This window comes from Pseudomonas alkylphenolica (assembly GCF_016009175.1).
In the GTDB taxonomy this organism is placed as follows: domain Bacteria; phylum Pseudomonadota; class Gammaproteobacteria; order Pseudomonadales; family Pseudomonadaceae; genus Aquipseudomonas; species Aquipseudomonas alkylphenolica_B.
The window spans coordinates 1-20,915 of sequence record NZ_JADUCM010000027.1 but is presented as its reverse complement, the minus strand read 5'-3'; the positions used below and the strand labels follow the sequence as shown (position 1 = coordinate 20,915).

Sequence of the window (20,915 nt, the reverse complement as noted above, 5' to 3'; positions counted from 1 at the left end):
ATGCGACTTGATGCTAAAATGGCATCTGTCGCATCACCTGGAACAGCTCACATGAGCGAATACCTCGGCACCAATCTGAAACTCGCCTGCAGCCACTACCGCTCTATTTCAGAGGTTTGTCGGCAGCTGTCGATCAATCGCGCGCAGTTCAACAAATACCTGAGCGGGCAAAGCCAGCCCACGGCCTTCAACCTCAAGCGCATCGGTGATTTCTTCGGTGTGGAGGATTACGAACTCGGTTTGCCGCCAGAACAGTTCGCCAGGCTGATCGGAGCGCGCAACCCAGCCACGGTTGCCAGCCAGCAGGGTGACCCGCTGAGTGAACTGCTGCGCCCGCTGCGCGAGCAGGGCGGTAACCTTTCGCGTTACTGCGGCTACTACTTCGAGTACTCAAACTGCATGTCGGTACCGGGCTCGATACTGTTGTCGCTGGTTCACCTGCGTGAGGAGCGCGGCACCTTCCTGTTCGAGCGCCAGGAACGTCAGGAGCGCTCCAGCAGCACGGATGTGCAGGCCGAGGACTGGGTTCGCTGTCGCTATCTGGGCGCGGCGTTCCAGTTGCAGGACCGCCTGTTTCTCATCGACTACGAGTCGCTGACGGTCAACGAAATGAGCCAGACCATCCTCATTCCCAGCTTCAAAAGCCGCATCACCCGCCTGAACGGCCTGAAAACCGGCGTATCCAGTGGTGACCGGCGCACCCCGGCCTGCACCCGGGTGGTCTGGGAATACCTGGGCACCGAGATCAACCGCATCAGCGCCTACCGCCAGGTGAAACTCTACAGGCCGGACGACCCGCGCATCGACGATGATGTGCGCGAGCGCCTGAGTGTCGGGCCGATCAGCAATGGGCTGTTCGAGATCGAGTAGTCACCCGTCACCAAGGATGAACTCCACCACCGTCTGCGTCACCTGATCGGCAACAGCCGGGGTTGCGCGCAGGTGCGCGGCGATGCCGTGGTCGCAGTTGGAGAGCAGCAGGCACTCCAGGTGCGGCGGCGGCACCGACTTGAGCAGGGCGCGTGTGACTTCCTCGGGGATCGGGCTGTAGCGCTGCGCGCCCGCCAGCCACAAGGTGCCGGCCGAGGTGCCTTCGCCTTGGCCGTAGACCTTGGAGTTCAGCCCGTCGAACTCGCCGAGCACCAACAGCACGCGGCCCGCAAAGGTGCGCAGGAACTCGAAACTGTCGCAGTCCAGAAAGCCATAGGGTTTGCTGATGGCGGCCTTGAACGCGGGGCCGAACGGTGCGTCATGGGCGTCATCCGGGTAGACGGCGGGGCAGATCAGGATCAACTTGTCCACAGCCGGTTGCTGCGCCGCCAGTTTCAGTGCAATGGACGCGCCCAGGCTATGCCCGATGATGGTCTGGCAGCGTTGTGCAATGTGGCGGTGAAAGCGCAGGGCTTCTTCGCGGTTGGTGGCGAGCGAGGGTGCTACGGCACCGGGTTCACTGGCAAGGCTGTGGCCTGAGAGGTTGGCGGTCAGCGAGCCGATCCCCGAAGCCTGCAGGCGGTAGAGCAGGGGGTTGAGGCGGGTGAAATCCGATTGCGCACCGCCCACTACGAACAGCGGTGGGGCACGCTCCTCGTCGGGGACCAGCAGCCGCGCCTGTTGCCGGTAACCGTGGAACGCTTCGGTCACGAACCGCTCTGTGCCGGGGCTGGGCTCATCGTATTGCCAGGTAGAGCGCTGGGGGGAGGTCGCTTCAAGTTCCATGGACGCCGCCTTGAGAAGCCGAGAATACGTGTACCCGGCGCATTATAGGTCGTTTGCCAATCAGCATAGATAAGGCTTTAGCCCGCCGCAGGTTGGACTTCCCAAGCCGGAAAACGCAAAATGTGCCCTTGCTCTCAATCAATCTGACCGGACCTGCTGACTCTATGCGAATGCGCCTGATGCTGTTGGGTGGTGGAAATGCCCTTGGGCAAGCGCTGATTCGCCTCGGGGCCGAGGAAGATATCGGCTTTCTGGCACCGCGCCCGCCAGAGAACGGCTGGGACCCGGCCAGCCTCACCCAGTTGCTGGACGATACCCGCCCGGACGCGCTGGTGAACCTTGCCTACTATTTCGACTGGTTTCAGGCAGAGTCCGTCAGCGAAAAACGCCTGGCCCTGCAGGAACGGTCGGTAGAGCGGTTGGCCGAGCTGTGCCAGCACCACAACATCATTCTGGTTCAGCCATCGAGCTACCGGGTGTTTGATGGTTCGCGCGCCACGGCCTACAGCGAGAAAGACGAGCCGGTGCCACTGGGCTTGCGTGGCCAGGCGCTGTGGCGCATCGAACAGAGCGTGCGGGCGACCTGCCCGCAGCATGTGTTGCTGCGCTTTGGCTGGCTGCTGGATGAAAGCATCGATGGCGTGCTCGGTCGCTTCCTGACCCGTGCCGAGCAACCGCAGGAATTGCTCCTGGCCGATGACCGCCGGGGCAACCCGACGCCGGTAGACGATGCCGCGCGGGTGATTCTGTCGGTGCTCAAGCAGCTCGACTGCGCAGCACCGCTGTGGGGCACCTATCACTACGCAGGTAACGAAGCCACCACGCCACTGGCGCTGGGGCAGGCTATCCTTTCCGAGGCTGCGCAGCTGCACAAGCTGGCCGTTACCGCACCGACCGCGCAGGCCCATGCCGCACGCCCGGATGCGAGTGAAGAGCCGCAGCATGCAGTACTGGCCTGCAAGAAAATTCTTCATACTTTCGGTATCAAACCCCGCGCCTGGCGCTCGGGTTTGCCACCTCTACTGGATCGATTCTACCGTCATGGCTGAAGCCCCCATTCTGATCACCGGTGGCGCTGGCTTCATCGGTTCCCACCTGAGCGATGCGTTGCTGGCAAAAGGTTATGCCGTGCGGATCCTTGATGATCTGTCGACCGGCAAGCCGGAAAACCTGCAAATGGACAACGCCAGGCTCGAGCTGATCGAAGGCGATGTGGCCGACGCCGAGCTGGTCCTGCGCGCGGCTGCCGGTTGCCAGGCGGTGGTGCACCTGGCCGCCGTGGCGTCGGTGCAGGCGTCTGTGGAAAACCCGGTGAAGACCCACCAGAGCAACTTCATTGGCACGCTGAATGTCTGCGAGGCCATGCGCCTCAATGGCATCAAGCGCATCGTGTTCGCTTCCAGCGCAGCGGTATACGGCAACAACGGCGAAGGCCAGTCAATCGATGAAGACACGCCCAAGGCGCCGTTGACGCCCTACGCAGTGGACAAGCTGGCCAGCGAGCAGTACCTGGATTTCTATCGTCGCCAGCATGGCCTGGAGCCAGTGGTATTCCGTTTTTTCAATATCTTCGGACCACGCCAGGACCCGTCCTCGCCGTATTCCGGGGTGATCAGCATTTTTTGCGAGCGGGCCTTGAGTGGTCAGCCGATCGCCCTGTTCGGCGACGGCGAGCAGACCCGCGACTTTCTCTATGTGGCCGACCTGGTCAATGTGATGGTTCAGGCGCTGGAGATGGACGCGGTCGAAGAAGGTGCAGTGAACATCGGCTTGAACCAGGCCACGTCGCTGAACCAGTTGCTGGATGCCCTGAAGTCGGTGGTGGGCGCTTTGCCGGCCATTACCCACGGGCCGGCGCGCTCCGGTGACATCCGCCACTCGCGCGCCAACAACCAGCGTTTGCTGGCGCGCTTTCGCTTTCCCGAACCCACTCCGCTGGCGGTTGGTCTTGCGCGATTGCTCGGTAAGCAGGCATAAAAAAAGCGGCGATCAAATCGCCGCTTTTTCGTTCCAGGGCCTGCAGCCTTAGAACTTGTAACCCACACCGACCATGTAGACCCACGGATCGACATCGACGTCGACCTTGGTCTTGCCTACGCCCAGGGCGGTAGGGCCATCCATGGTGGCCTTGGTGTCGATGTCGACGTACCAGACGGCGGCGTTGACCATGAAGTGCTCGTCGATCATGTAGTCCATGCCCAGCTGGCCGGCCAGGCCGACCGAGTCCTTGAGCTTCAGGTCGCTGAAGCCCTGGGCCTTGCGGTTGCTGCTCAGGTCTTCGTCAAAGAACATGGTGTAGTTCAGACCGATACCGGCGTACGGCTGGAACTTCGAGCTTGGCTCCATCGGGTAGTACTGCAGCGACAGGGTCGGTGGCAGTTGTTTGATGTCGCCCAGCTTGCCGTCCAGGCCAGCGCCCAGGCCTTTTACGCCAACGGTGTGCTGGAACGGGGTGGCGGCCAGCAGCTCCAGACCGATGTGGTCGGTCAGCATGTAGGCAAACGCCAGGCCCAGCTGGGTGTCGCTGTCCAGCGTCGCTTTGGTGCCCGATACCTTGGTGCCGTCGAGCTTGATATCACCACTGTTTTCATTGGGAGCGGTAGTGATTGCGCCTGCACGCAGAATGAAGTCACCCGCCTGGTGGGCGTGAGCAACAGGGGCTGCGAGCGCCAGGGTTATGAGCGAGGCGCTGAGCAAGGACTTGTTCATGGAAGCTCCCAAAGGACGTTTAGAATTAAGTGCCTCCATGGTAAGTAATCGCCGGATTGGCAAATTTGACCCAGCTCAAGAAAACCTCAACGCCTTGATTCTGTGCGGTTCATTCCAGCTCGTAAGCGTAGATTTTTTCTGCCTCCATCTGGTACCCGGCATCGGCCAGTTCACTGCTGGTGTTTTTTACCTGCATCCGGCCTTCGATCCAGTAGGGCTGGTACAGGTCTTCGACGCGCACGCCCATCTCGCTGACGATGTGCACGATCTGGTTTGACGGGGGTGGCGGCACGTGGATGCAGGCGCCGTAATAGGGCACCAGGAGAAACTCTGTGGTGCGGCCTTCTTCACTGACCTCAAGCGGCACGATGTAGCCCGGTAGCCTGACCTGCTGACCGTCGAGGGCCTTGACCACCGGTGCATCGGGCGCCTGCTGACGGGCCGCCGGGGCGGCTTCGGCGGCCAGCGCGTCGCTCAGTTGCGACAGGTCGTGCAGGGGCGCCATCTGCGGCGCAATGACCGGCGCACCGGCGGGGATCAATTGTGGCCATTCCAGGGTGCGTGGCCCGTCAGCCCACACCGGGGTGGTCAGCAGCAACACAATCGACAGCAACAGGTGCGGCATCATGGTTCTCACAAGTGAATGGACAGGCCGTCGGCCAAGGACTGTCGATAAGCTCGCCAGGCGGGCACGCTGCCCATCAGCAGGGCGGCGCCAAGAATGATCGCCAGCAGGCTCCACTCATGTGCGCTGGGCCACGCCAGCGGCAGGAACAGCCCGTAGTTGGCTTGCACATAACCTTGGGCCAGGGCGATGCCGGCGTACAACAAGCCAAGCCCGGCGACGATGCCGGCCACGGCCAGCGCCAGTGCTTCGAGTATCAGCAGCCCGGCGATGTGCCACGGACGGGCGCCAACGGATCGCAGGATCGCCATCTCCCGGCGCCGCTCGTTCAGGCTGGTAAGGATCGCGGTGAGCATGCCGATCAAGCCGGTCAGCACCACGAACAGCGACACCACGAACAAGGCCTGCTCGGCCGTTCCCATCAGGCTCCAGAGCTCTTGCAGGGCGACCCCCGGCAGGATCGCCAGCAGCGGTTCGTTGCGGTAGTCGTTGATTTCGCGCTGCAGGCTGAAGGTGGCGATCTTGTTGTTCAGGCCGAGCATGAAGGCGGTGATGGCTGCTGGCTGAAGGTCCATGCTGCGCGCCTGCTCGGCGCTGATGCGCCCGGCACCACGGGCCGGTACACCGTTGTGCCAGTCAATGTGGATGGCCTCCATGCCGCCCAGGCTGATGTGCAGGGTGCGGTCGACCGGCGTGCCGGTGCGCGCCAGTACCCCGACGACGGTGAACGGCTTGTCGTCGTGCTTGACCAGGCTGATGGCCGCAACGCCGTGGGCCAGCACCAGCTTGTCACCGAGTTTGTAATGCAGCGCCTCGGCGACTTCGGCCCCCAGCACCACTTCGAACGGATCGTTGGCGAAGGCCCGGCCCTGGGCCAGTTCCAGGTTCTGTTTGCGTGCGTACTGGTAATGCTCGAAATAGGCCGGGGTCGTGCCCATCACACGATAGCCACGGTGCGAGTCGCCAAGCGAGATGGGGATGGCCCATTTCACGCGCTTGTCGTTGGCGAAGTGCTCGTAGCTGTCCCAGCGGATATTGTTGGTGGCGTTGCCGATGCGAAACACCGAGTACAGCAACAGGTTCACCGAGCCGGAGCGCGCGCCGACAATCAGGTCGGTGCCGCTGATGGTGCTGGCGAAGCTGGCGCGGGCTTCGGTGCGCACGCGCTCGACCGCCAGCAGCAGGCATACCGACAGGGCGATGGCGAAGGCAGTAAGAAAGGCGGTGAAGCGACGGTTGGCGAGGCTCGCCAAGGCCAGACGAAGCAGGTACATCAAGCCTCCCGGGGGCTGGTCGCGCGATTAAGCTCGGCCAGCGACAGATGACGATCAAATAGTGGTGCCAGGCTTTGGTCGTGGCTGACGAACAACAGGCTGGAGCCGGCGGCCTGGCATTCGGCAAACAGCAGGCGAATGAAGGCTTCGCGCGTGTCGGCGTCCAGTGCCGAGGTCGGCTCGTCGGCGATCACCAGTTCGGGTTGGCCGATCAGCGCGCGCGCAGCGGCCACGCGTTGCTGCTGGCCGATCGACAGGCTGTCGGCACGGCGGGCGAGCAGCAGCGGGTCGCTCAGTCCCAGATGCGCCAGCAGCAGGCTGGCGGCCTGGTCAACGCTGCCATGACGCTGCGTGGCGCGGGCGGCCCGGCTGCGCGAGAAGCGGCAGGGCAGTTCGACGTTCTCGCGTACCGACAGGAAAGGCAGCAGGTTGAACTGCTGGAAAATGTAGCCGGTGTGGTCGACCCGGAAGCGGTCACGGGCGGCCAGCTTCAATTCACTCAAGTCCTGGCCGAGCAGGCGGATGCTGCCGCGGTCAGGTTTTTGCACGCCGCCCAGCAGGCCGAGCAGGGTGGTCTTGCCACTGCCACTGGGGCCTTTGAGAAAGAGGGATTCACCGGCTTCCAGGCGCAAGGCGGGAATGTCCAGCAAGGGGGCTTGGCCCGGCCAGGCAAAGCCCAGGTCGGTCAGTTCAATCAGTGCCTGGCTCATAGATGAACGCCCGGGTTACCTCGGGCGCTTCGCTGCAAAAGGGCTGTCAGAAGTTGATCGTAGCGTTGGCTGGCGTGGCTTCAACACCCTGCTGGCCGTTCGGACCGATCAGTTGTACCTGAATTTTGCGAGTGGCAGGGAAGGCCTTGAACAGCGGGCTCAGGTCGAGACGCTTTAGTGCATCGGGGTTGGCACAGGTCAGCTGGTAGTGGGCGTGGATATCACTGTGTTCATGGCCCTCATGTGCGTCGCCGTCGTCATCGACAGCCGGTTTGTCGCCGAACAGCGGGCTTTCCAGTTCCTGGTCCGTTTCGCTGCAGTTGGCCGCATTGTTAAGGCCGAACAGCGTCAGGGGTTTTTCCAGCTGGACGCGTACGGCGGCGACCTTGGCCTTGTCGGTAGCGCTGGTGGCAGCGTGCTCGAACCCGACCAGGTTCATCGCCGGGCTGTCCAGCTCAAGCTCCAGGGTGGCGTTGTCGAGTACCACACTGAGGCGGGCGGCGCCGTGCTCGTGGGCAGCAAGGCTGCCATGGGCGTGGTCATGATCATGGTCGTCATGGGCATGAGCGACGGCCAGGGGCAACACGGCAAACGGCAAGGCAAGCAACAGACGACGCATGGAAGAACTCCGCGAGGGCGCTGGATAGATTTGGTTATGTTATAACAACTTGTTTGCCGTGCGCCAGTGTGCTTGGCGATGAGTCGTTGGCGTGGGAGCATGTGACCATTGATGGCGCACAAGGACATACCCATGCGAATTCGCGGACACATCGGTGACTGGCCGGTAGACCTGACCCTGGAGCTGGAACCGGCGGAATGGGCGCAACTGGGCGGTCAGTTGACGACTGCCGTGCCTGCACCGCCAGTGACATCGCCCGCTGCAGCCCCGGCGCGGCCGGATGATGCGTTATGGCAGGCTGCGCGCGAAGTGTTGCGTAACGCCGGGCAGCTCAACGGGCCGGAACTGCTTGAGCACCTGGAAGGGTTGGCGGGCAATACCACAGCAGGCAAGCGGCTGCTGGTGCGCTTGCGCCATAGCGCCGAGGTGAAGGTAGAAAGCGGGGCGGATGCGCCGGTGTATCACTGGGTGGGTTGAGGCTTATCGCCAGCAAGCCGGCTCCTACACGGACTGGTAGGCGCTGGCTTGCCAGCGATGCTGTTCAGTACAGCGCGGCAAACAGCTTGCGCCGGTAGGTCCCCACCAGCGGATGATCATTGCCCAGCAGCTCGAACACCTGCAGCAGCGTCTTGTGCGGCAAGCCGCCTTCATAGCCGCGATTGCGCGTGAACAGTTTCAGCAGACCATCAAGCGCAGGCTCGTATTGCTGGCGAGCCAGTTGCTGGATGCACAGCTGGTAGGCAGCCTCATCGTCCTCACCGTTTTGTGCCAGGCGTGCCTTGAGGTCTGCGGCGTCAGGCAGGTTCGCGGCCTGGCGCAGGAAGGTCAGCTGGGCCTTGGCACCGGCCAGGGCGGCCTTGTGCTCGTCGCTCTTGACCGCATCGAGCACGGTCTGGGCTTCACCCAGCTCACCGCGTTCAGCCAGGCAACGTGCATACAGGATCAACGCGCCGGCATTGCTGTTGTCTTCGGTCAGCAAGGCTTGCAGCGTGGCTTCGGCTTCGCTGAAACGACCTTCGGCAAACAGGCCCTGGGCCAGCTCCAGCGGGTCGGCAGCGGCCGGTGGCGGCATTTGCACATGCGGTTCGAGCAGGGCACGAATGGCCGACTCGGGCTGGGCGCCGGCAAAGCCGTCAACCGGTTGACCATCCTTGAACAGCACCACGGTCGGCAGGCTGCGAATGCCGAAGCGGGCGACGATGTCCTGCTCGATGTCGCAGTTGACCTTGGCCAGCAACAGCTCGCCCTGGTAGCTCTCGGTGATTTGCGCGAGCAGCGGCATCAGCGCCTTGCAGGGGGCACACCACTCGGCCCAGAAATCCACCAGTACCGGTTTGTGATGGGAGTTGGCGATGACCAGCTGATCGAAATCGGCGGCGCTGGTATCGAAAACATAAGGCGTGTCTTGGCTCATCGCGACTCTCGAAAATCCGTGAATGACATCACTATAAAGGCTGGCGGCTAGCGTGGTACAGGCTGACCCGGCGGAATTCGTGGGGTTCGGCCAGATCCGGCAGGGTCAGGGCTTCCAGCACGCCGAGGGGCTGATACAGCGGGTGGCTGAAGTCGCGTACCCGTGAGTCGGCAACCAAGGCCTGCTGACCGCGGCTGAGAAACGCATCCAGCAGCGGCAGGTTGGCCCGGTCATACAATACGTCGGCCACCAGAATCAGGTCGAAACGGTCGGCTTCCTGAAAGAAGTCACTGGAATAGCTCAGCGTCACGCCATTGAGTTCGGCGTTGGCCTGACAGGCCTGCAGGGCCAGGGGATCGAGGTCGCATGCGACCACCTCGAGGGCACCGGCACGGGCGGCGGCAATTCCGGCAATCCCGGAGCCGGCGCCGAAGTCCAGCACGCGCTTGCCCGCTACCCAGTGGCGGTGCTCGTCCAGGTAGCGGGCCATGGCCAGTCCGCTGGCCCAGCAAAAGCTCCAGTACGGCGGCTCGTGGAGGATGCGCCGGGTTTCTTCGGAGCTGAATTCGCGGTCCATGTTCTCGGCGTCGATGAGCCACAGCTTGAGCGCGCACTCGGGCAGGTCGCTGATGACCAGGCGGGCATCGCCCAGCAATTGGCCCAGGGCCTGCTGCAATGGAGCCGGCGCCATCACGGTGCCTGTTCGAAACGCAGCGGGCCGGTGGCCTGGGTCTGAGCCTGGGCGATGCGCAGCGGCGGCAGATGCAGGATCAACTGGCCAGATTTGCTGGCGCGACCGCGCAACTCGACGCGGGCCCCCGCCGGAAACGCCTCGGGGTTGAAGCGCAACTTGAACGGCAGGTCCAGGCCGTTGCCGCTAAGGGTGCTGCTGGCCAACAGGTCTTGTGGCCGACCGCGGTCATCGATCACCAGCAGGGCCAGTTCGACCTCGGCACCGGATGGCACATTGAGCAAAGTGCCACTCAGTTCGCGCTGATAGGCCGGCAACGGCCCGAGTTCTTTGGCGGTAGTGCTTGCCACCGGCGCTTTCGGGGCAAGTTCGGTCTGGGGTTTGTCGCTGCTGCAGGCCGCCAGCAAGGCAGCAAAACCGAGCACAACGAGCGCTCTAAATGGCATGGGGAATTCCTTCGCGGCATTTTTCCTCAGTGGATGGTAACCCCTTTGGCTTGTCTTGCCAGTGGGATGCGCTACCATGGCCCTCCCTTTTTTTGTTGCCTGCCACCATGCACTGTCCCTTCTGCGGTGCCAACGACACCAAGGTCATCGACTCTCGACTGGTTGCCGAGGGCGAGCAAGTGCGCCGTCGGCGCGAATGCGTCGCCTGCGGTGAGCGCTTCACTACGTTCGAAACGGCCGAACTGGTGTTGCCGCGCCTGATCAAGCAAGACGGCAGCCGCCAACCGTTCGACGAAGAAAAACTGCGTGCCGGTATGCAGCGCGCCCTGGAAAAACGCCCGGTCAGCGTCGAGCGCCTGGAAGCGGCGCTGGCGCATATCAAGCACAAGCTGCGGGCCACCGGCGAGCGCGAGGTCAAGTCGCTGGTTGTCGGTGAACTGGTCATGGCCGAGCTGCAGAAGCTCGATGAAGTGGCGTATATCCGCTTCGCCTCGGTGTACCGGCGCTTCCAGGACCTGGATGAGTTCCGCGAAGAAATCGACCGCCTGGCTCGCGAGCCGGCTAAAGAGTAAGTATGTCCAGCGAACGCGCGGTACTCGACGCCCACTACATGGCCCGGGCCCTGGAACTGGCCCGCAAGGGCCTGTATTCGACGCACCCTAATCCACGGGTTGGCTGCGTGATCGTCCGCGACGGCCAGATTGTCGGCGAAGGCTGGCATGTGCGTGCGGGTGAGCCGCATGCCGAAGTGCATGCCTTGCGCCAGGCTGGCGAGCTGGCCCGTGGCGCCTGCGCCTACGTAACCCTTGAGCCATGCAGCCACCACGGGCGTACGCCGCCCTGTGCCGAGGCGCTGGTCAAGGCGGGCGTGGCACGCGTCGTTGCCGCCATGCAGGACCCTAATCCGCAAGTTGCAGGCCAAGGCCTCAAGCGCCTGGCCGATGTTGGTATCGAGGTCAGCAGCGGCGTGCTGGAAGCCGAAGCACGAGCGCTTAACCCGGGCTTTCTCAAGCGTATGGAATGCGGGCTGCCGTTCGTTCGGGCCAAGCTGGCGATGAGCCTGGACGGTCGTACGGCCATGGCCAACGGTGAAAGTCAGTGGATCACCGGCCCGTCCGCGCGCGCTGCCGTACAGCGTCTGCGCGCCCGCTCCAGCGTGGTGCTGAGCAGTGCTGAAAGCGTGCTGGCTGATAACGCACGGATGACCGTGCGCGGCGACGAGCTTGGCCTTGACCCGCAAACCACGGCCCTGGCGCTGGCGCGACCGCCCCTGCGCGTGCTGATCGACGGACGTCTGCGCCTGCCGCTGGACGCGCCGTTCTTCAAGGCCGGCCCAGCGCTGGTGGTCACGGCCGCCGCCGTTGACCCACGTTATGCCGACGCTGGCCATGAGCTGCTGAGCCTGCCGGGCGAAGGGGGGCAGGTCGACTTGCCCGTCCTGATGCGCGAGCTGGCCGCCCGTGGCACCAGCGAGGTACTGCTGGAGGCGGGTGCACGCCTGGTCGGCGCCTTTGCCCAGCTTGGCCTGATCGACGAGTACCAGATCTTTGTCGCCGGCAAGTTCCTGGGGTCCAGCGCCCGTCCGTTACTGGACTGGCCGTTGAACCACATGAGCGAAGCCGTGCCCCTGAAAATCACTGAAATGCGCGCAGTAGGCGATGACTGGCGAGTCACTGCGGTTCCTGTGCCGGCGCCCGGCGTATAATTCCAGGCTAGCCACGCGCAGCCCTGTTCTCGAGGAGGACTCATGTTCACCGGCATTATCGAATCCATAGGCAGCATCCGCTCCCTGACACCCAAAGGCGGCGACGTGCGGGTGTATGTCGAAACCGGCAAGCTCGACCTGGCCGACGTCAAACTGGGCGACAGCATCGCCGTCAATGGCGTCTGCCTGACGGCGGTCGAGCTGCCTGGCGATGGCTTCTGGGCCGACGTCAGCCGCGAAACCCTGGACTGCACGGCCTTCAACGACCTCAAGAGTGGCAGCCGGGTGAACCTGGAGAAGGCCCTGACGCCGACCACCCGCCTGGGCGGTCACCTGGTCAGCGGTCATGTCGACGGTGTCGGTGAAGTGGTGTCGCGCAGCGATAACGCCCGCGCCATCCAGTTCCGCATCCGTGCACCCAAAGAGCTGGCCAAGTACATTGCCCACAAGGGCTCGATCACCGTCGACGGCACCAGCCTGACCGTCAACGTTGTAGATGGCGCCGAATTCGAGCTGACCATCGTTCCGCATACCCTGGCCGAAACCATCATGGCCGACTACCGTCCAGGTCGTCGGGTCAACCTTGAGGTCGACCTGCTGGCCCGTTACCTGGAGCGCCTGCTGCTGGGTGACAAAGCCGCCGAGCCAAGCAACGGCAGCGGCATTACCGAAAGTTTCCTGGCCGCCAACGGCTACCTGAAATCCTGATTTGAAAGGGGGTGCCGCGTGGCGCTCAACAGCATCGAAGAACTGGTTGAAGACATCCGCCAGGGCAAAATGGTCATCCTCATGGATGACGAAGACCGCGAGAACGAAGGCGACCTGATCATGGCCGCCGAGTGCTGCAAGGCCGAACACATCAACTTCATGGCCAAGCATGCCCGTGGCCTGATCTGCATGCCAATGTCGCGCGAGCGTTGCGAAACGCTCAAGCTGCCATTGATGGCACCGCGCAACGGCTCGGGTTTCGGCACCAAGTTCACCGTGTCGATCGAAGCCGCCGAAGGCGTGACCACCGGCATCTCTGCCGCTGACCGTGCGCGCACCGTGCAAGCGGCCGCGGCCAAAGATGCCAAGGCCGACGATATCGTCAGCCCCGGGCACATCTTCCCGCTGATGGCGCAGCCTGGCGGTACCCTGGCGCGTGCCGGCCACACCGAGGCGGCCTGTGACCTGGCGCGCATGGCCGGGTTCGAGCCTAGCGGCGTGATCTGCGAAGTGATGAACGACGACGGCACCATGTCGCGTCGCCCGGAACTCGAAGCCTTCGCTGCCGAGCACAACATCAAGATCGGCACCATTGCCGACCTGATCCACTACCGGATGATCCACGAACGTACCATTCAGCGGATTTCCGAGCAGCCGCTGGACAGCGAACTGGGCAGTTTTAACCTGGTGACCTACCGTGATTCGGTGGAAGGCGACGTGCACATGGCACTGACCCTGGGCCACATCTGCGCCGAAGAACCGACCCTGGTGCGGGTGCACAACATGGACCCGTTGCGTGACCTGCTGATGGTCAAGCAACCGGGCCGCTGGAGCCTGCGCGCCGCCATGACCGCGGTTGCCGAGGCGGGCAGCGGTGTGGTGTTGCTGCTCGGCCATCCGCTGGAAGGCGACGTGCTGCTTGCGCATATCCGCGAAAGTGCCGATGCCGCGCCAGCGAAAACCCCGACCACCTACAGCACCGTCGGTGCCGGTTCGCAGATCCTGCGCGACCTGGGCGTACGTAAAATGCGCCTGATGAGTTCGCCAATGAAGTTCAATGCGATATCCGGATTCGATCTGGAAGTTGTAGAATACGTGCCCTCCGAATAAAGCAGGCGCTTCGTCGCGCTGCCATTCGTGTCCAAACCCTCCACAGGCCGCTGATTTGCGGCCTGGCTCTTTAGAATGAGAACTCCGGAATGACCCTGAAGACCATCGAAGGTACCTTCATCGCCCCCAAAGGTCGCTATGCTTTGGTGGTTGGCCGCTTCAACAGCTTCGTCGTCGAAAGCCTGGTGAGCGGTGCCGTTGACGCCCTGGTACGCCACGGTGTGAGCGAAAGCGACATCACCATCATCCGTGCCCCGGGTGCCTTCGAAATCCCGCTGGTGGCACAGAAAGTCGCCCAGCAAAGCGAATACGCCGCGATCATCGCCCTGGGCGCCGTGATCCGTGGCGGTACCCCGCACTTTGAATACGTAGCGGGCGAGTGCACCAAGGGCCTGGCCCAGGTGTCCATGGAGTTCGGCGTACCGGTTGCTTTCGGTGTCCTGACTGTCGATTCGATCGAACAGGCCATTGAGCGTTCCGGCACCAAGGCCGGCAATAAGGGCGCTGAAGCTGCACTGTCCGCCCTGGAAATGGTCAGCCTGCTGGCGCAGTTGGAGGCCAAGTGATTAGCGACGAGCACGATCGTTTCAACCCGCGCGATCCAAAACCTGCGGATGCTGGCAAACCATCGAAAAGCGCCAAGCGTCGCGAAGCCCGTCAGCTCGCGACCCAGGCCCTGTATCAATGGCACATGGCTCGGCAGTCGCTGAACGAGATCGAAGCGCAGTTCCGGGTCGATAACGATTTCACCGATGTCGACGGTGCCTACTTCCGCGAAATCCTTCACGGGGTTCCAACGAAGAAAGTCGAAATCGACGAAGCACTGAAGCCGTGCCTGGACCTGGCCCTTGAAGAACTCGACCCGGTTGAACTGGCGGTTTTGCGCCTGTCCACCTGGGAGTTCATGATGCGTGCGGACGTACCGTACCGCGTCGTGATCAACGAAGGCGTCGAGCTGGCCAAGGTCTTCGGTGCCACCGACGGCCACAAGTTCGTCAACGGCGTGCTCGACAAGCTGGCTCCACGGCTGCGTGAAGCCGAAGTAAAGGCGTTCAAGCGCTGAGTGCGGCGCTGATTGCCAATGGGTGAGTTCGAGCTGATTCGCCACTACTTCGCCGCTGCGCCCTGTGCGCAAGGCGGCGAAGCGGTTGCGCTGGGCATTGGTGACGATTGCGCCTTGCTCAGCCTGCCGCCAGGTGAACAGTTGGCGATCTCCACCGACACGCTGGTGGCCGGGGTGCATTTCCCGGCTGTCTGCGACCCTTTTCTGCTCGGTCAGCGTTCGCTGGCCGTTGCCGCCAGTGACCTGGCTGCCATGGGCGCCACGCCCATCGGCTTTACCCTTGCCCTGACCCTGCCTGCGGTGCGTGCCGACTGGCTGCAGGCCTATGCCGGTGGCCTGAACCAGATGGCCCAGGCCTGCGGGCTGAGCCTGATCGGCGGCGATACCACCCGTGGGCCCTTGAGCCTGACCATGACCGTGTTCGGCCGCGTGCCGGGCGGCCAGGCGCTGACCCGCAGTGGTGCCCGTGTCGGCGACCTGCTGTGTGTTGGCGGCGATCTGGGCAACGCTGCCGGGGCATTGCCACTGGTATTGGCCGAGCGCCAGGCAGAGGCCCAGGTGGCCGAGCCGTTGCTGGCCCATTACTGGTCGCCGCAACCGCAGTTGGCGCTGGGCCAGGCACTGCGTGGCAAGGCAACGTCGGCACTGGACATCTCCGATGGCCTGCTGGCCGATTGCGGCCACATTGCCAAGGCCTCCGGCGTCGCTTTGCAGGTAGAGCTGGAACGCTTGCCGCTGTCTGCGGCCCTGCAAGCGCTGTTCGGCCGTGAAGGCGCGCAACAGGCGGCGCTGACCGGCGGGGATGACTATGTGCTGGCGTTCACCTTGCCCGAAACCGAACTTGCTCCGCTGCTGGCGGCCGGGTGGCCGATCCATGTCGTGGGGTGTGCAACCACTGGAGCCGGTGTCAGCCTGGTCGATGGCCAGGGACTGGACATCACCCCGGCAACCCGGGGCTATCAACATTTTAGGGAGCAACCGTGACCGATCACCCCAATCAGGTGCCTGCGGAAAACGTTCCGCCGTCGGTCTGGCGCAATCCGTGGCATTTCCTCGCCTTTGGCTTCGGCTCCGGGACCTTGCCCAAGGCCCCGGGGACCTGGGGTTCGCTGGTAGCATTGCCGTTCATCCCGTTGTGGCAGATGCTGCCCGACTGGGGCTACTGGCTGATGCTCGGCGTGACCATGCTGTTCGGCTTCTGGCTGTGCGGAAAAGTGGCCGATGACTTGCGCGTTCACGACCATGAAGGCATTGTCTGGGATGAAATGGTCGGTATGTGGATCACCCTGTGGTTGGTCCCGGAAGGCTGGCAATGGTTGTTGGCGGGCTTTTTGATGTTCCGGTTTTTTGACATCCTCAAGCCCTGGCCGATCCGCTGGGTCGACCGCCATGTGCACGGCGGTGTCGGCATCATGCTTGACGATGTGCTGGCGGGCGTCTTCGCTTGGTTGGGTATGCAAGTTCTGGTATGGAGCTTCACTTAAAAGGGAGTCGTACGATGCGCGGATGGCGAGTGGTCCTGTTGATGTTGGCGATGGTTGTCGGCGGCGTTCACGCCAGCGAGACAATTGAAGTGCCCGCGCAGGTACGACTGGCCAGCGAGCGTTGGGAGGATTACACCAACGCCGACGGCACCGGCATTGCCTGGGACTTGCTGCGCAAGGTATTCGAGCCTGCCGGGGTCAAGGTGGTGGTGCTGAGCGTGCCGTACAGCCGCGCCATCGGCCTGGTCAAGCGCAACGAAGCCGATGCCTGGGTGGGTTCCTACCATGAGGAAAGCGCCGACAACCTCTACCCGCGCTGGAACTTCGACACCGACCACATCTACGCCCTGAGCCTGGCCAGCAAACCTGTGCCTACTCAGCAAACCCTGGGACAGTTCAAGCTGTCCTGGGTGCGGGGCTACGACTACCAGCGCTACCTGCCGCATGTCGGCGAGTACCGTGAAGTGCAGCGCCGCGAAGGGATTTTGCCCATGCTCGAGCGGGGACGCGTGGACTACTACATCGACGCGCAAACCGAAGTCGACTACGTGATGGGCCAGGCACCGGAAAGCGAGCGCAGCAAGTTTCGCAGCACGCATATCGCCGAATTGCCCATGTACCTGGCGTTTGGCAAGACCGAAAGAGGCCGGGCGCTGCAGGCATTGTTCGATCAGCGCATGGACAAACTGGTCGCCAGTGGCGAGTTGCGCGAGATCTTCAAGCACTGGTCGCAACCCTACCCCTTCGACAAGGCCAAGCACCTGGAGTAGGACCAATCGTACTGTACGATGGGTTTGAACAAACATTCGGCCTAAGCAGCGCGTCCACATACTGATACAATCGGTTCACTTTATTCTTCAAGCTTTCAGATCAGGAGCACAAAGTGCCCGTCGTCTTTGTTGCCGCTTCCAAGCTGCCTACCCCGTTTGCAACGTTCACCATGCATGGTTTTCTCGACGAAGCCACAGGCCGCGAGCACGTTGTGCTCAGCCTGGGTGATGTAGCCGATGGGCAACCGGTGTTGGGGCGCCTGCATTCCGAGTGCCTGACCGGCGATGCCTTGTTCAGCCAGCGTTGCGACTGCGGCTCGCAACTTGAAGCGGCGTTGCAGGCCATCGCCCGCGAAGGCCGTGGCGTGCTGTTGTACCTGCGTCAGGAAGGCCGTGGTATCGGCTTGCTGAACAAGATTCGCGCTTACGAGCTGCAAGATGGCGGCGCCGACACCGTCGAGGCCAACGAGCGCCTGGGCTTTGCCGCCGACCAGCGTGACTACGGCATGTGCCAGCCGATGCTCGAGCACCTGGGGGTCAAGTCGCTGCGACTGATGACCAACAACCCGCGCAAGGTCAAAGCCTTGACCGGCATGGGGATTCCGGTAGCCGAGCGTGTGCCGCTGCACACCGGCCACAACCCGCACAACAAACACTACCTGGCGACCAAAGCCGGCAAGCTCGGCCACATGATGGGCAACGAGCACCAGAGCGAGGCCGGTCGGGCGTGACCCGCGCCGAGGTGCGTCGGCGTCTGGAGCTGGCCTGGTGGCAGTACCTGGCGGTGGCGCTGGCGCCATTGCTGGTGTTCGCCTGGGCGTTCGGTGATGTGCAGTCGCTGATCCCGATTCTGGCCATGCCGGTGTTTATCGCCGGCGTGGCCTCGATGTTTCTCAGCCTGCCGCGCTTCGGTGCCTACAAGCACGCACTGATCGCCACCCAGCAAGCCTTGAACACTGACGCCGAGCCCGCAGCCTGGATCGAACTGGCGCGGGTCCGGCGTGTGGGCATGCTGTTTGCCTGCCTGCCGGCTTGGGTGTCTGCGCTGTCGGTGTTTGTCGGCCTGGAAGCGGTACCGCAGATCCTGCTGGCCATTTCCACCCTGGTGTTGATGTACCTCTACCGTATCCCGCGTCAGCTGGGCTGATGCGCGGCATTGTGCTGCTGATCCTGCTGGCCGTGGCGGCACCGCTTGCGGCCGCGACGCGGGTGGTCAGCCTCGCGCCTTCACTGTCCGAAATCGTTGTCGAGTTGCAGGCCGCTGATGTACTGGTGGGCATGCTCGACGGCGGTGAGCGCCCGCCTGCATTGGCCGATGTGCCTTCGATCGGGCGCTACGGCCAGATCGATATGGAGCGCCTGCTCAGCCTCAAACCGGATTTGCTGCTGCTTTGGCCGGGCAGCGTGCCGCCGGCCCAGCGTGACCAGCTCAAGCGCCTGCGCATTCCTACTTACAGTGCCGAACCGCATGGCATCGATGAACTGATCGATCAGATTGAAGCTATCGGTGCGCAAATCGGGCGCCCGCAGCAAGGGCGGGTGCGGGCGCAGCAACTGCGTGAGCGGTTGCAGGTGTTACGTGCGCAGTACCATCGTGATCAGCCGATCCGGGTGTTTTATCAGGTCTGGGACAAACCCTTGTACACCGTGGGAGGCGGCCAGATTGTCAGCGATGCCCTGGCCGTTTGCGGCGCCCGCAATGTGTTCGCCGAGCTCAAGGTGCCGGCACCGCAGGTGAACCTGGAGACGGTGCTGTTGCGCGATCCCCAAGTGATTCTGGCCGGCGACCAGGCCCAGCTCGATGCCTGGAACGCCTGGCCGCAGGTCGATGCTGTGCGCCATGGGCGCTTGCTGCTGGTGCCGGACAAGGGCCTGGAGCGGCCCAGTGGGCAGATGATCGAGGCGACGGCGCGTCTGTGCCAGGTGATTGAGGCTAAAGTGCCGGCGTCCAGGTGACGCCGAGCAACCAGGTGCGGCCTTCTTCGCGATAGCCGTAGCTGGCGCCTTCATAACTGTACAAAGCCCGTGAATAGCCCTTGTCGAACAGGTTGTCGAGCTTGAGGTCGAGCTTGATTTCCGGGTTCAGCGTCCAGCTCCCGCGCAGGCCCAACAGGCCATAACCGCCCAGTTTGTTGCGATTGGCCTCGTCATCATAGCTGCTGCTCACGGCCTGCCAGCTGGCGCCCAGGCCCAACTGATCGAACTGCCGGTCCAGGTCCAGGCTCAGGGTGCGGCGGGCGCGACGGGCCAGGGTATGGCCGCTGTCGCGGTCGCGTGGGTCGATCATGGCTATGCCCAGGTTGCTTTGCCAGCCGAACCATTGCTGGTGCAGGGCGGTTTCGAAGCCGTTGATACGCGCGGAGGCAACGTTGGCCGGAATCGAATCGGCGCCAAAGATGATGGCATCACGCAGGTCGGTGCGATAAAGCGAGGTTTCGAGGCGGCTGGTTTCGCTTAACTGGCTGCGCCACTGCAGTTCGTAGCTTTTCGAGTGCTCGGGCTTGAGGTTCGGGTTGCTGTACTGCGGGTAATACAGGTCGTTGAACGTCGGGGCCCGAAAGCCTTCGGTATAGGAGAGCAGCAGGTCGTTGTTCGGGTTGACCGGCAGGGTGAGGCTGCCGCTCCAGCTGTTTTGTCCGCCGAACTGCTGGTTCTGGTCGCGGCGCAGGCCCAGTTCGGTGGAAAAGCTTTCACCCTTGAAACGGTGCTGGATGAAGGCGGCGCGGTTCCAGCGGCTGTCTTCGTCAAAGTCGGTGCTGCCATGGACACGGTCCTGGTACCAGTCGCCGCCAAGCATCAGGCTGTTCTGGTCGTCGAGGGTCAGGTCGTTCTGCCAGCTGACGGAATCGCGATAGGTATTGAACTCACTGGCGTCGTCGCTGAGCTTGTCGCGCTTTTTGTCGCGGTTTTCGCTGTGGCCCAGCTCCAGGCGCGAGTACCACAGTTCGCTGAACTGGGCACCGACGTAGGTGCCCAGGCTACTGACGGTGTAGTCGGTGTACGGCGCCTGGGCAAAGCTCTGGAAGGTGTCGAGGTCGAAGCGGCCATACGGATTGTCGTATTCGCTGCGGCCGCGGCTGTCGAGCAGGTTGAGGCCGGCTTCGACGTTGTCAGTGAAGCTGTGGCTAAGGCTCAGGTTGACCGACTTGTTGCGGTAGGCGTCATGGTCGCCGTCGCTGGGGTACGAGGTGTGGCTCCAGTCGATGCCCTGGCTTTCATCGAGGCTGGCCCCGAGGTTGAAGCGGGTGTTCTGGTCGCCACCGGACAGGCCCAGGCTGCGCTGCCAGGTCTGATTGCTCCCGGCCGCCAGGCGCAGGCGTGGTTGCAGGCCTTGTTGTGCACTGCGGCGGGTGAAGATCTGGATCACCCCGCCAATCGCATCGCTGCCGTAAACCGCAGAGCGTGAGCCGCGCAATACCTCGACCCGCTCGATCTGATCGACATTGAGAAATTGCAGGCCACTGTCGCCAGAGGTGGCATTGGCGATGCGCACGCCGTCCACCAGTACCAGGCTCTGGGCGGTCTTGCTGCCACGGATGTAGATGCCCGGGACACTGCCGCGCCCGCCGGTGGGGGCGACTTGAACACCGGGAACCCGGGTCAGCAGGTCAGTAACGCTGGACGGCTGCAGGCGGTCGATATCATCACGAGTGAACACCGTGTTGGCGGCGCTGGTCTGCGTGCGGTCCTCAACCTGGCGGTTGGCGCTGATCAGGGTGTCGGGCAGCTTCAGGGCGCTGTCGCGGTCGATGGGGTCGGCCAGCAGGGTGGCGGGCAGGCAGAGCAGGAGCGGGGTCAGGCGATAGAGCTTCATGGTTGTTCCATTGCTATCGCGGGCAAGCCCGCTCCCACAAAATCCTGTGGGAGCGGG

At 63.2% G+C, this 20,915-nt stretch carries 26 protein-coding genes; 16 read left to right on the top strand and 10 right to left on the bottom strand.

Annotated elements, in window-relative coordinates:
• Positions 1–51 precede the first annotated feature (51 nt).
• Positions 52–870: a helix-turn-helix domain-containing protein gene (locus tag I5S59_RS19975; protein ID WP_197878162.1), complete on the top strand. Its 819-nt coding sequence runs from the start codon at positions 52–54 to the stop codon at positions 868–870.
• On the opposite strand, the gene I5S59_RS19970 is transcribed toward I5S59_RS19975, so the two are convergent.
• Complete coding sequence (locus I5S59_RS19970) at positions 871–1,716, bottom strand: alpha/beta hydrolase (RefSeq protein WP_197878161.1); 846 nt, start codon at positions 1,714–1,716, stop codon at positions 871–873. It abuts the gene before it with no gap.
• A gap of 164 nt (positions 1,717–1,880) precedes the next feature.
• On the opposite strand from I5S59_RS19970, the gene I5S59_RS19965 reads away from it, so the two are divergent.
• Both I5S59_RS19965 and I5S59_RS19960 read left to right on the top strand, forming a co-directional pair.
• Positions 1,881–2,765, top strand: a complete 885-nt coding sequence (locus tag I5S59_RS19965) for a sugar nucleotide-binding protein (protein WP_128323157.1) — start codon at positions 1,881–1,883, stop codon at positions 2,763–2,765.
• Positions 2,758–3,693 (top strand): NAD-dependent epimerase/dehydratase family protein, encoded by a 936-nt coding sequence (locus I5S59_RS19960; RefSeq protein WP_197878160.1) that lies wholly within the window; start codon positions 2,758–2,760, stop codon positions 3,691–3,693. The genes I5S59_RS19965 and I5S59_RS19960 overlap by 8 nt, the downstream gene beginning before the upstream one ends.
• Positions 3,694–3,741: 48 nt before the next feature.
• On the opposite strand, the gene I5S59_RS19955 is transcribed toward I5S59_RS19960, so the two are convergent.
• From I5S59_RS19955 to I5S59_RS19935, 5 genes are all read right to left on the bottom strand, one after another.
• Positions 3,742–4,425: an OmpW/AlkL family protein gene (locus I5S59_RS19955; protein ID WP_197878159.1), complete on the bottom strand. Its 684-nt coding sequence runs from the start codon at positions 4,423–4,425 to the stop codon at positions 3,742–3,744.
• Between the two features lie 109 nt (positions 4,426–4,534).
• On the bottom strand, positions 4,535–5,053 hold the full coding sequence (locus I5S59_RS19950) for a DUF3299 domain-containing protein (RefSeq protein ID WP_420066463.1): 519 nt from the start codon (positions 5,051–5,053) through the stop codon (positions 4,535–4,537).
• 5 nt (positions 5,054–5,058) lie between these two features.
• Entirely contained in the window at positions 5,059–6,324 is a 1,266-nt protein-coding gene (locus I5S59_RS19945; protein ID WP_197878158.1) for an ABC transporter permease, read from the bottom strand.
• Positions 6,324–7,034 carry an ABC transporter ATP-binding protein gene (locus I5S59_RS19940; protein ID WP_197878157.1) on the bottom strand — a complete coding sequence of 237 codons (711 nt, stop codon included), beginning with the start codon at positions 7,032–7,034 and terminating at the stop codon, positions 6,324–6,326. Before I5S59_RS19940 ends, I5S59_RS19945 begins: the two co-directional genes overlap by 1 nt.
• 46 nt (positions 7,035–7,080) lie before the next feature.
• The gene (locus tag I5S59_RS19935; RefSeq protein ID WP_197878156.1) at positions 7,081–7,653 is read right to left on the bottom strand and encodes a DUF2796 domain-containing protein; all 573 of its coding nucleotides are present in this window, start codon (positions 7,651–7,653) and stop codon (positions 7,081–7,083) included.
• A 132-nt stretch (positions 7,654–7,785) separates the two neighbouring features.
• Between I5S59_RS19935 and I5S59_RS19930 the strand changes: the two genes are divergently transcribed.
• Positions 7,786–8,130 (top strand): hypothetical protein, encoded by a 345-nt coding sequence (locus I5S59_RS19930; RefSeq protein ID WP_197878155.1) that lies wholly within the window; start codon positions 7,786–7,788, stop codon positions 8,128–8,130.
• Between the two features lie 64 nt (positions 8,131–8,194).
• Here I5S59_RS19930 and trxA read toward each other — a convergent pair whose 3' ends face one another.
• Genes trxA through I5S59_RS19915 form a run of 3 tightly spaced genes read right to left on the bottom strand, consistent with a single transcriptional unit; the run spans position 8,195 to position 10,204 of the window.
• Positions 8,195–9,067, bottom strand: a complete 873-nt coding sequence (gene trxA / locus I5S59_RS19925) for a thioredoxin (RefSeq protein ID WP_197878154.1) — start codon at positions 9,065–9,067, stop codon at positions 8,195–8,197.
• Positions 9,068–9,098: 31 nt separating this feature from the next.
• On the bottom strand, positions 9,099–9,758 hold the full coding sequence (locus I5S59_RS19920; protein ID WP_197878153.1) for a class I SAM-dependent methyltransferase: 660 nt from the start codon (positions 9,756–9,758) through the stop codon (positions 9,099–9,101).
• Positions 9,758–10,204 (bottom strand): hypothetical protein, encoded by a 447-nt coding sequence (locus I5S59_RS19915; RefSeq protein ID WP_197878152.1) that lies wholly within the window; start codon positions 10,202–10,204, stop codon positions 9,758–9,760. Before I5S59_RS19915 ends, I5S59_RS19920 begins: the two co-directional genes overlap by 1 nt.
• Before the next feature lie 107 nt (positions 10,205–10,311).
• On the opposite strand from I5S59_RS19915, the gene nrdR reads away from it, so the two are divergent.
• The 12 genes from nrdR to I5S59_RS19855 all read left to right on the top strand — a co-directional run bounded on the left by nrdR (position 10,312) and on the right by I5S59_RS19855 (position 19,000).
• Positions 10,312–10,776 carry a transcriptional regulator NrdR gene (gene nrdR / locus I5S59_RS19910; RefSeq protein WP_164897222.1) on the top strand — a complete coding sequence of 155 codons (465 nt, stop codon included), beginning with the start codon at positions 10,312–10,314 and terminating at the stop codon, positions 10,774–10,776.
• Positions 10,777–10,778: 2 nt separating this feature from the next.
• Positions 10,779–11,909, top strand: coding sequence for a bifunctional diaminohydroxyphosphoribosylaminopyrimidine deaminase/5-amino-6-(5-phosphoribosylamino)uracil reductase RibD (ribD, locus tag I5S59_RS19905; RefSeq protein WP_197878151.1), 1,131 nt, complete (start codon positions 10,779–10,781; stop codon positions 11,907–11,909).
• Between the two features lie 42 nt (positions 11,910–11,951).
• Positions 11,952–12,617 carry a riboflavin synthase gene (locus I5S59_RS19900; protein WP_128323144.1) on the top strand — a complete coding sequence of 222 codons (666 nt, stop codon included), beginning with the start codon at positions 11,952–11,954 and terminating at the stop codon, positions 12,615–12,617.
• 18 nt (positions 12,618–12,635) lie between these two features.
• Entirely contained in the window at positions 12,636–13,727 is a 1,092-nt protein-coding gene (gene ribBA, locus I5S59_RS19895) for a bifunctional 3,4-dihydroxy-2-butanone-4-phosphate synthase/GTP cyclohydrolase II (protein ID WP_128323143.1), read from the top strand.
• Between the two features lie 89 nt (positions 13,728–13,816).
• Positions 13,817–14,293 (top strand): 6,7-dimethyl-8-ribityllumazine synthase, encoded by a 477-nt coding sequence (ribE, locus tag I5S59_RS19890; protein WP_028944446.1) that lies wholly within the window; start codon positions 13,817–13,819, stop codon positions 14,291–14,293.
• On the top strand, positions 14,290–14,790 hold the full coding sequence (gene nusB / locus I5S59_RS19885; RefSeq protein WP_128323142.1) for a transcription antitermination factor NusB: 501 nt from the start codon (positions 14,290–14,292) through the stop codon (positions 14,788–14,790). The genes ribE and nusB overlap by 4 nt, the downstream gene beginning before the upstream one ends.
• Before the next feature lie 18 nt (positions 14,791–14,808).
• Entirely contained in the window at positions 14,809–15,774 is a 966-nt protein-coding gene (gene thiL, locus I5S59_RS19880) for a thiamine-phosphate kinase (protein ID WP_197878150.1), read from the top strand.
• Positions 15,771–16,274 (top strand): phosphatidylglycerophosphatase A, encoded by a 504-nt coding sequence (locus I5S59_RS19875; RefSeq protein ID WP_128323140.1) that lies wholly within the window; start codon positions 15,771–15,773, stop codon positions 16,272–16,274. The genes thiL and I5S59_RS19875 overlap by 4 nt, the downstream gene beginning before the upstream one ends.
• A gap of 14 nt (positions 16,275–16,288) precedes the next feature.
• Positions 16,289–17,044 carry a substrate-binding periplasmic protein gene (locus I5S59_RS19870; RefSeq protein ID WP_197878149.1) on the top strand — a complete coding sequence of 252 codons (756 nt, stop codon included), beginning with the start codon at positions 16,289–16,291 and terminating at the stop codon, positions 17,042–17,044.
• Between the two features lie 113 nt (positions 17,045–17,157).
• Positions 17,158–17,775: a GTP cyclohydrolase II gene (gene ribA, locus I5S59_RS19865; RefSeq protein WP_197878148.1), complete on the top strand. Its 618-nt coding sequence runs from the start codon at positions 17,158–17,160 to the stop codon at positions 17,773–17,775.
• Positions 17,772–18,191 (top strand): MFS transporter, encoded by a 420-nt coding sequence (locus I5S59_RS19860; protein ID WP_197878147.1) that lies wholly within the window; start codon positions 17,772–17,774, stop codon positions 18,189–18,191. The genes ribA and I5S59_RS19860 overlap by 4 nt, the downstream gene beginning before the upstream one ends.
• Positions 18,191–19,000: a cobalamin-binding protein gene (locus I5S59_RS19855; RefSeq protein ID WP_197878146.1), complete on the top strand. Its 810-nt coding sequence runs from the start codon at positions 18,191–18,193 to the stop codon at positions 18,998–19,000. The genes I5S59_RS19860 and I5S59_RS19855 overlap by 1 nt, the downstream gene beginning before the upstream one ends.
• Here I5S59_RS19855 and I5S59_RS19850 read toward each other — a convergent pair.
• A complete protein-coding gene (locus I5S59_RS19850; RefSeq protein WP_197878145.1) occupies positions 18,978–20,858 on the bottom strand; it encodes a TonB-dependent receptor domain-containing protein in 1,881 nt (626 codons plus the stop codon). The two genes, I5S59_RS19855 and I5S59_RS19850, sit on opposite strands and share 23 nt — an antisense overlap.
• Positions 20,859–20,915 lie beyond the last annotated feature (57 nt).

What these genes read in the sequence shown, in the direction of transcription:
- I5S59_RS19975 (WP_197878162.1), top strand. Translation starts at nt 52, where the DNA reads ATGAGCGAATACCTCGGCACCAATCTGAAACTCGCCTGCAGCCACTAC.
- I5S59_RS19970 (WP_197878161.1), bottom strand. Translation starts at nt 1,716, where the DNA reads ATGGAACTTGAAGCGACCTCCCCCCAGCGCTCTACCTGGCAATACGAT.
- I5S59_RS19965 (WP_128323157.1), top strand. Translation starts at nt 1,881, where the DNA reads ATGCGAATGCGCCTGATGCTGTTGGGTGGTGGAAATGCCCTTGGGCAA.
- I5S59_RS19960 (WP_197878160.1), top strand. Translation starts at nt 2,758, where the DNA reads ATGGCTGAAGCCCCCATTCTGATCACCGGTGGCGCTGGCTTCATCGGT.
- I5S59_RS19955 (WP_197878159.1), bottom strand. Translation starts at nt 4,425, where the DNA reads ATGAACAAGTCCTTGCTCAGCGCCTCGCTCATAACCCTGGCGCTCGCA.
- I5S59_RS19950 (WP_420066463.1), bottom strand. Translation starts at nt 5,053, where the DNA reads ATGATGCCGCACCTGTTGCTGTCGATTGTGTTGCTGCTGACCACCCCG.
- I5S59_RS19945 (WP_197878158.1), bottom strand. Translation starts at nt 6,324, where the DNA reads ATGTACCTGCTTCGTCTGGCCTTGGCGAGCCTCGCCAACCGTCGCTTC.
- I5S59_RS19940 (WP_197878157.1), bottom strand. Translation starts at nt 7,034, where the DNA reads ATGAGCCAGGCACTGATTGAACTGACCGACCTGGGCTTTGCCTGGCCG.
- I5S59_RS19935 (WP_197878156.1), bottom strand. Translation starts at nt 7,653, where the DNA reads ATGCGTCGTCTGTTGCTTGCCTTGCCGTTTGCCGTGTTGCCCCTGGCC.
- I5S59_RS19930 (WP_197878155.1), top strand. Translation starts at nt 7,786, where the DNA reads ATGCGAATTCGCGGACACATCGGTGACTGGCCGGTAGACCTGACCCTG.
- trxA (WP_197878154.1), bottom strand. Translation starts at nt 9,067, where the DNA reads ATGAGCCAAGACACGCCTTATGTTTTCGATACCAGCGCCGCCGATTTC.
- I5S59_RS19920 (WP_197878153.1), bottom strand. Translation starts at nt 9,758, where the DNA reads ATGGCGCCGGCTCCATTGCAGCAGGCCCTGGGCCAATTGCTGGGCGAT.
- I5S59_RS19915 (WP_197878152.1), bottom strand. Translation starts at nt 10,204, where the DNA reads ATGCCATTTAGAGCGCTCGTTGTGCTCGGTTTTGCTGCCTTGCTGGCG.
- nrdR (WP_164897222.1), top strand. Translation starts at nt 10,312, where the DNA reads ATGCACTGTCCCTTCTGCGGTGCCAACGACACCAAGGTCATCGACTCT.
- ribD (WP_197878151.1), top strand. Translation starts at nt 10,779, where the DNA reads ATGTCCAGCGAACGCGCGGTACTCGACGCCCACTACATGGCCCGGGCC.
- I5S59_RS19900 (WP_128323144.1), top strand. Translation starts at nt 11,952, where the DNA reads ATGTTCACCGGCATTATCGAATCCATAGGCAGCATCCGCTCCCTGACA.
- ribE (WP_028944446.1), top strand. Translation starts at nt 13,817, where the DNA reads ATGACCCTGAAGACCATCGAAGGTACCTTCATCGCCCCCAAAGGTCGC.
- thiL (WP_197878150.1), top strand. Translation starts at nt 14,809, where the DNA reads ATGGGTGAGTTCGAGCTGATTCGCCACTACTTCGCCGCTGCGCCCTGT.
- I5S59_RS19870 (WP_197878149.1), top strand. Translation starts at nt 16,289, where the DNA reads ATGCGCGGATGGCGAGTGGTCCTGTTGATGTTGGCGATGGTTGTCGGC.
- I5S59_RS19855 (WP_197878146.1), top strand. Translation starts at nt 18,191, where the DNA reads ATGCGCGGCATTGTGCTGCTGATCCTGCTGGCCGTGGCGGCACCGCTT.
- I5S59_RS19850 (WP_197878145.1), bottom strand. Translation starts at nt 20,858, where the DNA reads ATGAAGCTCTATCGCCTGACCCCGCTCCTGCTCTGCCTGCCCGCCACC.